This window comes from Dolichospermum circinale AWQC131C, from assembly GCF_000426905.1.
Classification (GTDB): Bacteria; Cyanobacteriota; Cyanobacteriia; order Cyanobacteriales; family Nostocaceae; genus Dolichospermum; species Dolichospermum circinale.
This window is the reverse complement of the sequence record NZ_KE384630.1, coordinates 12,390-20,685: the sequence shown is the minus strand read 5'-3', so window position 1 is coordinate 20,685 and position 8,296 is coordinate 12,390. Positions and strand designations below refer to the sequence as shown.

The 8,296-nt window shown below is 39.2% G+C and carries 7 protein-coding genes; 3 read left to right on the top strand and 4 right to left on the bottom strand.

Translation table 11 applies throughout. From position 1 onward, the window contains the following. Positions 1-531 precede the first annotated feature (531 nt). Entirely contained in the window at positions 532-1,137 is a 606-nt protein-coding gene (locus ACIR131C_RS0116205) for a hypothetical protein (RefSeq protein ID WP_028091049.1), read from the top strand. A gap of 151 nt (positions 1,138-1,288) precedes the next feature. Here ACIR131C_RS0116205 and ACIR131C_RS0116200 read toward each other — a convergent pair whose 3' ends face one another. Both ACIR131C_RS0116200 and ACIR131C_RS0116195 read right to left on the bottom strand, forming a co-directional pair. Further along, on the bottom strand, positions 1,289-2,335 hold the full coding sequence (locus ACIR131C_RS0116200; protein WP_028091048.1) for an ABC transporter permease: 1,047 nt from the start codon (positions 2,333-2,335) through the stop codon (positions 1,289-1,291). A gap of 29 nt (positions 2,336-2,364) precedes the next feature. Continuing rightward, positions 2,365-2,883, bottom strand: coding sequence for an adenine phosphoribosyltransferase (locus tag ACIR131C_RS0116195; protein ID WP_028091047.1), 519 nt, complete (start codon positions 2,881-2,883; stop codon positions 2,365-2,367). Between the two features lie 222 nt (positions 2,884-3,105). On the opposite strand from ACIR131C_RS0116195, the gene ACIR131C_RS0116190 reads away from it, so the two are divergent. Together ACIR131C_RS0116190 and ACIR131C_RS0116185 are read left to right on the top strand one after the other, a co-directional pair. Continuing rightward, positions 3,106-3,741, top strand: a complete 636-nt coding sequence (locus tag ACIR131C_RS0116190; RefSeq protein WP_028091046.1) for a DUF3038 domain-containing protein — start codon at positions 3,106-3,108, stop codon at positions 3,739-3,741. Between the two features lie 8 nt (positions 3,742-3,749). Continuing rightward, positions 3,750-5,234: a DUF4335 domain-containing protein gene (locus ACIR131C_RS0116185; RefSeq protein ID WP_028091045.1), complete on the top strand. Its 1,485-nt coding sequence runs from the start codon at positions 3,750-3,752 to the stop codon at positions 5,232-5,234. 247 nt (positions 5,235-5,481) lie between these two features. Here the strand turns inward: ACIR131C_RS0116185 and ACIR131C_RS0116175 are convergent, their stop codons facing one another. Next, entirely contained in the window at positions 5,482-7,752 is a 2,271-nt protein-coding gene (locus tag ACIR131C_RS0116175; protein WP_028091044.1) for a transglycosylase domain-containing protein, read from the bottom strand. A 16-nt stretch (positions 7,753-7,768) separates the two neighbouring features. Beyond that, positions 7,769-8,230, bottom strand: a complete 462-nt coding sequence (gene lspA / locus ACIR131C_RS0116170) for a signal peptidase II (protein ID WP_028091043.1) — start codon at positions 8,228-8,230, stop codon at positions 7,769-7,771. Positions 8,231-8,296 lie beyond the last annotated feature (66 nt).

Sequence of the window (8,296 nt, the reverse complement as noted above, 5' to 3'; positions counted from 1 at the left end):
TTATTCTTGGGTAGGGGTAATTCATGAATTACCCCAAATTCGGTTCTTTTTGCGTAAGTCCTGGTTAATTACAAATTAAAATAAATAATTGTCTGATAGCGAAGCGTGGCGTAGCCATATCAGGATGTCCAGGATTTGAGGATTTACAGGATTTAAGAAAAGTTGTGACTTGAGTAGGTATGAAAAATATGTTATTAAAATCATCCTGATTAATGTAAATATATTTAACAAATACTGGTTTAGATGGGTTAGGTTTAGTATAATGCTTACTCAGTTGATTTATAATGATGCTGTGTAAAAAAGATGCTGGTTTATGAAAATTGATACAGAAGCGATCGCTACGGTAGACAAAGTTGAATGTGAGATGATTGAAAATTAACATCCTGTAAACCCTAAAATCCTGGATATCCTGATTCAGACAAATGATTGATTATGAATGCACGTTTTCACGCCATGTAAAAATCTAAATTCTAATAGGCTTTAATTGCTCTTTTTACTTCTTTACCTGTAAATTCTGATTCAGATAAATTTATGACTCGTAGAAAAATATTATCAGAAAGTCAATCCTACACATTTCGATCTTACTTTGAAATGCCCTATGAACCTGATGAAATATTAGCAGAATTGGGCTATTCTTTAATAAGAAAACATCTTACTTTACCACGAAGCGATCGCCATTTACAAAGACTAGAAGAATTAAAACAACGAATTGAAGAATCTTTACCTTTAGTAAGTTTGAGTAGTGAAGCAGCAAGACGAGAAACCCTAGTAGCACCAACATTATTAGAAGTTGCTCGCTATTGTCAATGTCAAGTGAGAATTGAATACCCATTGTCTGTAAATAACTGGTTAAAGGGTAATTTAGATTATTTTCTCAAACATAATCCTAGTTTATTGGTAGTTGAAGCTAAAAATGATGATTTAACACGAGGTTTTACACAACTTGCTGTAGAATTAATTGCTATTTCTCAAGTAGAAGAAGGAGATGTTTTTTATGGATGTGTTACCATTGGTGATGCTTGGCGTTTTGGAATATTAGAAAAAACCAATCAGCAAATTTTTCAGGACATTTCCTTATATCGCATTCCTGATGATTTGGAATATCTAATGAGAATTTTGGTAGGAATTTTGGCATAAACTAAATTTTCTAAGTTTACCCAATAAATTTGTTAAGACTTACATTAGCTGTTGTTTATGGTGGTCATTAAATGTTTAAGTTCCACTAGGGTTTGAGTATTAGTTTCATGCAGGAAAGAGAGTTTAGGAGATATTTTGTGTAAGTCCGGTTCTAATTCAAATCTTCTAATTTAATTCTCGGATCTGCGGCTTTTAAAATTAAGTCAGCGATTAAATTACCAAGAATTAATAATACTGCACTCATGACCAAACTGGCCATGACTAAATATTGATCTTTGACTAAAACTGCTTGTAGGGTTAATTTTCCTAAACCTGGCCAGTTAAAGAAATTTTCTGTGATAAATGCACCACTTAACAAACCTGCTAATTCAAAGCCCAATAACGTAATTAATGGGTTAATAGCATTTCGCAAAGCATGGACATAAATAACGCGATTTTCTGGAAGTCCTTTAGCGCGAGCAGTTTGAATATAGTCTTGACGTAACACATCCAATAATTGACCACGCATAATGCGTTGTAAACCTGCAAAACTGGTAACACTCAAAGCAATTAATGGTAAAATCGAATGCCAAGCAATATCCAAAATTTTACCTAACCATGTTAGTTCTGCATGATCAATACTAGTCATATTACCCACGGGGAAAAGCGGGGTAGTCAGTTGAGCAAAAAAGAGCAAAAATAAGACAGTGATAAAACTAGGAATACCTTGACCAGCATAACTGACTACCTGTAAAACCTGGTCAGTAAGACGATTTTTTTTCACCGCAGCGAGAATACCCAAAGGAATAGCCACGGACCAGGTTATAATGAGGGAAGCGATCGCTAAAAATAAAGTTGCTGGTACTCGTTCCCATAACAGCGATGATACAGAACGTTGATAAACAAAACTTGTGCCAAAATCGCCTTTAGTCACAATTTGCTTTAACCAAAATCCAAACTGTTCCGGCCAGGATTTATCTAAACCAAATTGTTTGATAATTTCCTCAATCCTTTCTGGTGAAATTTTGGGATTTTGCCGCAGACTATCTACATAATTACCAGGAGATAACTTCATAATAAAAAACGACAAAGCGGACGCTAAAAAAATCGTTAATAGTGCCTGTAAAAGCCGTTTGATTATATAAATAAAGGTTTCACTAGTAACCAGCTTGATTAGCCAGTTTCGACTCGTTTCCAGGGAAATTTTTGTACTGGTCATCTCAGATTGCCATTGTCAATTATTTTTTGTTAATATTCAACTAGTGAGATAATGGGGACATCGGGCAAATTTTTCCGACCTTGTAAATCCCGTAGTTCGATAATAAACCCAAAACCGACAAGTTCGCAGTCAATTTTTTGTACTAATTTTGCCGTTGCACTTGCAGTTCCACCAGTAGCAATCAAATCATCTACAATTAAAACCTTGCTACCGGGCTGTAAAGCATCCTGATGTACTTCCAGGGTATCTGTACCATACTCTAATTGATATTCAATAGCGTGAACTGCTGCCGGTAACTTGCCTTTTTTGCGAACGGGAATAAAACCAGCACCTAATTTATAGGCCACGGGCGCACCGAAAATGAATCCCCGCGACTCCATGCCGATAATGTAGTCTACCTGAATTTCAATTTCTGAGCATTTTTGTGCTAAAAAGTCAATAGTATAACGCAATCCTTTTGGATCGCTTAATAGAGTAGTGACATCTCGAAATAAAATTCCCGGCTTAGGAAAATCTGGGATATCACGAATTAGCGATTTTAAGTCCATAATATTTGAGAAATACTGTTGTGAGGAAAAAATTTTCCTGAATATCAACAAATATCTTACTCTATAATGTCATACCCTGGATACTAGTAAAGCCGTGAAGTTAAAAGTTAAGAGCTACTGTTGTCGCAATGTATATAATTGAACTGTCATATTGCCCTCCAGCCATGGGCAGTAGTGAAAAAGTCAATAACTTGATTGGAAACCCATAAGGTATTGTATAAAATGAATGTCGCCGCTCATCTTCAACCTATAAACATAAACAACCCCCAAAATGCCCAGGGAACACATGAGGTTTTGGATACTTTACCAGATCCAGCAATCCATGGACAGGTATGTCCACGGAAAACTAGAATAGAAATAGATCTAATATTACTAGCCATTGAAGCCTTAGAACTGGGCGGTTCGGAGGCGATTTTGTCTTTAGCCGAAGAATTAGACCTGAAAGGAATTATCAAAAATCGGGTAAACTTATGGCGGATGAGAGCTTCTAACCCCATGCGAAGGGCGCATAGTCGTCGTCCTTTAGATATTTTAGAGGCTAAAGCCTTAGTGGTGATTGCTTGCTACATTGCTAGGCGCTTAACAGTTACCATCCGTCAACTGTTAACTATATACCAACAATTAGCCCAAAAGCAGATTCCCCTAGAACAAAATTTAAGATTAGCTAATTACCTAGAAAGATTTAGAGCGCATTTTAAAAGTCGGATGAATTACCGTCGTTCTGGTGTAATAGCATTAAATTCTGATGATAAATTAGATGAACTAGCTATAAACCTACTAGGAAAATTACTATTTTGTACGGGTACTGCGGGAATGCAGCGGTACTGGATTTCTCTTTTTGATGGTGAGGTGGAGTAAGTAAAAAAATGAATATCCAACGTAAATATAGTTTACCTAATTGTACCCTGCTCCTAGAAGGGTTAAGCGACATGACACGGACGGCGGGCAACCAAGGGGGGATTGCCCCTAACTTTCAAGATCTACGTCCAGAATTGTCTATACTGGTAAACGCAGAATGCTATTTATCTAGTCACACTCAACCCATAGTTGGGGGCAGGGAATTTTTTGAAAGTTTAGTTACAGCCGTCAGTAATTATGTCCAAGAGGTTTTAGCCCAAGAAGTTTTAAGTCAAGCACCGGAAAAACAGGGTCAAAAATTTAACACTCAAAGTCACCAATCAGAGTTAGTAGAATTAAAAAAAATAGACGGTAACAGTCACAGATTAATTGTGCATTCGGAAATCACACAAGACAATCTGGAAGAGAACTCCAACGAAGGAAAACCCATTGAAATTATCCTGAACACAGTCCAATTATTTGATTTAGTTGAAGCTGTAGATCAGTTTTTCGCTGATAGCCAAACTTTACCAGAATTATGCTTAGAATTACACCCAGTTGCCCAAGGTGGTGGTTCAAGTCAAATTTTCCGCAAACAAGCAATTCCAGCGACAGTAGGTGTATCTAGTCTAGCCTTGGCCGCATTGGCCTGTTTCTTGATTCCTATTCCTCAAGTCCGTCCACCGGAAGTCAAACCAGAGGAACAATCTAGCGCTACAATACCCACAACCGCACCTTCGGTAGCAACCTCTACTCCCCTGAATCCTCCTTTACCAAAAGAAGCAGCAACTCCCACAGCCACAGAAACGGCTGAACCCATTGCAACCAAAGATTTAGAAGCACTTTTAAAGAGTGTACCAGAGATCACAGATTCATCCCAGTTACGGGCATTAAATCGCCAAGTTTATAATCAAATTAATCCAGCTTGGACAAATCGCTCACAATTATCAGAGGATCTAGTTTATCGTTTAAGTGTGGCCGCTGACGGTAGTATTATCGGTTACAAATCCATCAATCGGGCTGCCAGTGACGCAATAGAAAAAACACCACTACCTAAACTGCTGTATAATCCCGCCAATGCAAAAGTTAATGAATCCATTGCTCAATTCAAAGTCGTTTTTACTCAAACAGGTGTTTTACAAATTAGTCCTTGGGGAGGATACGCTAAAACACCAGAAGTAGTCGGTGAGAAAATTACTCAAACCAATCAAGTCAAAGATCTAAATCAAAAGCTGTATAGTACAATTCGTCAAAATTGGAGTAATCGTCCCACCTTTACCAGCGACTTGAAATATCGAGTAGCAGTGAATAAAGAAGGTGTTATAGCCGACTATGAACCACTTAATCAAGTTGCTTTTGACCATTTTCGAGAAACACCTCTTCCCCAGCTATTTCAATCGCTTTATGGCTCGAATGTGGCCGCACCGAACTACAAAGAACCTCTAGCTCATTTTAGAGTAGTATTTACACCTAAAGGTGAATTAGAAGTAACTCCTTTCTCAGGATACAGATAAGTAGGGCTTGCTGAATAAGTTGTCTGTGAGGACAGGTGACAGGTGACAGGTGACAGTTTTAACTGTCTGGATATCCTCAATTTTCCAAATCCGACCAAGAAAAATGCAATTCATTTTGAGACACCATTAGCCAAAACCTGGCACTTTTTTGTGGTAAAAATCCGCGAACCCCTTTTTTAATAAATGGTTTTAGGTTTTTCGGTGCTGGGTTGTCTGTGGGGTTAATCATCCTCCTGTTACCTAAACTCTACTTAGTAATTTTACCCATATAATTACCCCAAAGTTGTGCCGCTTGGGCGCTGCTGCCATAGGTGGGAGAATTATTATCATTTCCTAGCCAAATACCGGTAACAAGTTGACGACTGGGAATAAAGCCAATAAACCAGAGATCAACATTATCATTTGTTGTTCCAGTTTTACCCGCTTCCCCTAAGCCAATAGCAGCGCTACGACCCGTACCATGAGTAATTACCCCCTGCATCAAATTAGTCATTTGTTTAGCAACTGAGGTTTTTAGGACTTTTTTATCAGCATCGGGATTTTGATCAAAGGAGTAAATAACACGACAGGTTTCTCTATTTTTGAGATCCTGACAGTCACTACTGTCCAAAATTCTACTGATAGCATGGGGAGGATTCCAGACCCCACGATTACCAATTGCCCCAAAAGCACCAGTCATTTCTAAAACATTAACTACACTTTGACCTAATACCAAACCGGGTACTTCTTCCAGATTAGACCTCACACCCAAACGCTGGGCCATGCCCACCACTTTATTCAGACCAATTTCCTTTGCTACCCGTAAGGCTATAGGATTTTCTGAAAGTGCCAAACCAGTAGCTATGTCTAAACTACCACCAGCGCCAGCCCGACAGGGTTTATAAGTAAAGCCTTGCCAACGTAGGGGATTACAGGAATAACTTGTATAAGGAGAAATACCTTTTTCTAAGGCCGCAGCGTAGGCAAAAATTTTAAAAGTAGAACCGGGTTGTCGTTGGGCTTGTACAGCGCGATTAAACTGGCTTTTTCTGTAATCAGTGCCTCCCACCATGGCCACAATACTCCCAGTTTTCGAGTTCAGAGTTACCAACCCCCCTTGAGAAAAACCAAAATTTGAGCCGGCTTGAGAAATGGACTTTTTTAACTCACTTTCGGCCTGAGCTTGAATACCTGGGTCTAATTGGGTTTCAATGATATAGTTACCTTCTCTAGCAGCGGCCGGACCGAGTTTTGATATCAGTTCTTGAAAGACATAATCATAAAAATAGGGTGCAATGGTTTTAGCTTGTGTTTCGCAGACTTTAGGATTGATTTGCACCGTCGAACGGCGGGCCCGGTTAGCTTCTGCTTGGGTAATTTTACCCATTTCCAGCATTCGTTTCACGACTCGATTTCGATAATCAGCGGCTCCGAGTTTGCGCGGACCTGTTCCACAAAAATCAAAAGCATTGGGAGCGGGTAAAATTCCTACTAAAGTCGCTGCTTCTGCTAGAGTTAATTCTTTGGCTGATTTACTGAAATAATATTTAGCAGCATCCTCAAAACCCGAAGTATCTGCACCTAAAAATACCCGGTTTAAGTAAGTTAGTAAAATATCATCTTTGCTGTAAAACGTTTCTAATTTGAGGGAGACAACAACTTCTTTTAATTTGCGTTCTAAAGAATCTTGACTACCGACATATTCACGGAATAAACTGCGAGCTACTTGTTGGGTAACTGTACTCGCTCCTTGTTGAAAATCACCGCTACGACTGTTAATAAATACGGCTCGCAACACACCCAAAGGATCTACACCAAAGTGCCAATAATAACGACTATCCTCGGAAGCGACAACAGCAGCAGGTAAATAGGGTCCAAAGTCGGATAAGTTTTTTAAATCTACGTGAGCGATATTCCGGGGTTCACGGAGTGGGGTTGAACCATCACGAGCATAGACAACCACAGGGGCCCGTGTGGCTGTAGGTAAAGGTCTAACGGAAAATTTTAGCCATTCCACACCTATAGCTAAGGCTGTCAGGGCGGTAATACCAAGAACACCATAAGCCGTCCAAGTAGCGGCTTGGACATAATGGGATGGTGGATCACTGTATTCCAGACGTACAGAAGCGGCTAATGCGGGGGGACCCAAGGTAATCACATCACCATGACGCATTTCCAGGGCATTTATCCGTCTTTTGCCAAGATATATGCCATTGGTGGAGTTTTCATCCTTGATGGTGAAAATGGGGGTGTTTTGGGTAGAATCCCGCGACAGTGAGAGATGAATTTGGCTGACAACTGGGTTACGGACGACGATATCACAGGATTTAGAACTACGTCCCAGAATATAGCGATCGCCTAATAATGGATATTCTAAGGTTTGATTGACTCCGGCATCATGAACTAATAGTTTTGGTACTTTGGCATTGGGTTTGAGCGCCAATTTGGAAAAATCAACTCTAGCTTGAATGGTATTTACTGCTTGAGTCAGTTGACCAAGTAGAGTTTTTGGCTTTTGAGGAGATTGGGGTGAACTCATAAACACATAAACAATTTTAATGGCTTGGTGTTTTTTGCCATGAGGCAATTAACAGACAGACAATTCCTACACTAATAAAAGAATCGGCCATATTAAATACGGCAAAATCAATTAACCGAAAATCGAGGAAGTCAACGACGTACCCCAATCTAAATCTATCAATACCATTGCCTATTGCTCCTCCTAAAATCAAACCATAACCCAGTTGATCCCACCAACTTAACAATGGTCCAAATAGCGCAATGGTGATCAATATTAAACTTACACCTAAAGATAGCCAGCGTAACCACTCTACTTTGCCACTTAACAAACTAAAAGCTGCTCCTGTGTTGGTAACATAAGTGAAATGAAATATATTCCGTAGTAATGGCAGTGTTTGTCCTAATTTAAAGGTTTGTACTACCCAGTATTTTGTTAGTTGATCTAATAAGAATGCCGTAGAAGCAGCAATCCAGAAGTAGCGGTTTTTTATACCCATAATAAATTTTTTGGTTGTCAGTTGTCCGTTGTCCGTTGTCACTGGTCGGTGATCAGTTGTTTTTTC

Excerpts from the sequence above, each read along its gene's own strand:
- ACIR131C_RS0116175 (WP_028091044.1), bottom strand. The coding sequence starts at position 7,752 with ATGAGTTCACCCCAATCTCCTCAAAAGCCAAAAACTCTACTTGGTCAA.
- ACIR131C_RS0116185 (WP_028091045.1), top strand. The coding sequence starts at position 3,750 with ATGAATATCCAACGTAAATATAGTTTACCTAATTGTACCCTGCTCCTA.
- ACIR131C_RS0116190 (WP_028091046.1), top strand. The coding sequence starts at position 3,106 with ATGAATGTCGCCGCTCATCTTCAACCTATAAACATAAACAACCCCCAA.
- ACIR131C_RS0116200 (WP_028091048.1), bottom strand. The coding sequence starts at position 2,335 with ATGACCAGTACAAAAATTTCCCTGGAAACGAGTCGAAACTGGCTAATC.
- ACIR131C_RS0116195 (WP_028091047.1), bottom strand. The coding sequence starts at position 2,883 with ATGGACTTAAAATCGCTAATTCGTGATATCCCAGATTTTCCTAAGCCG.
- lspA (WP_028091043.1), bottom strand. The coding sequence starts at position 8,230 with ATGGGTATAAAAAACCGCTACTTCTGGATTGCTGCTTCTACGGCATTC.
- ACIR131C_RS0116205 (WP_028091049.1), top strand. The coding sequence starts at position 532 with ATGACTCGTAGAAAAATATTATCAGAAAGTCAATCCTACACATTTCGA.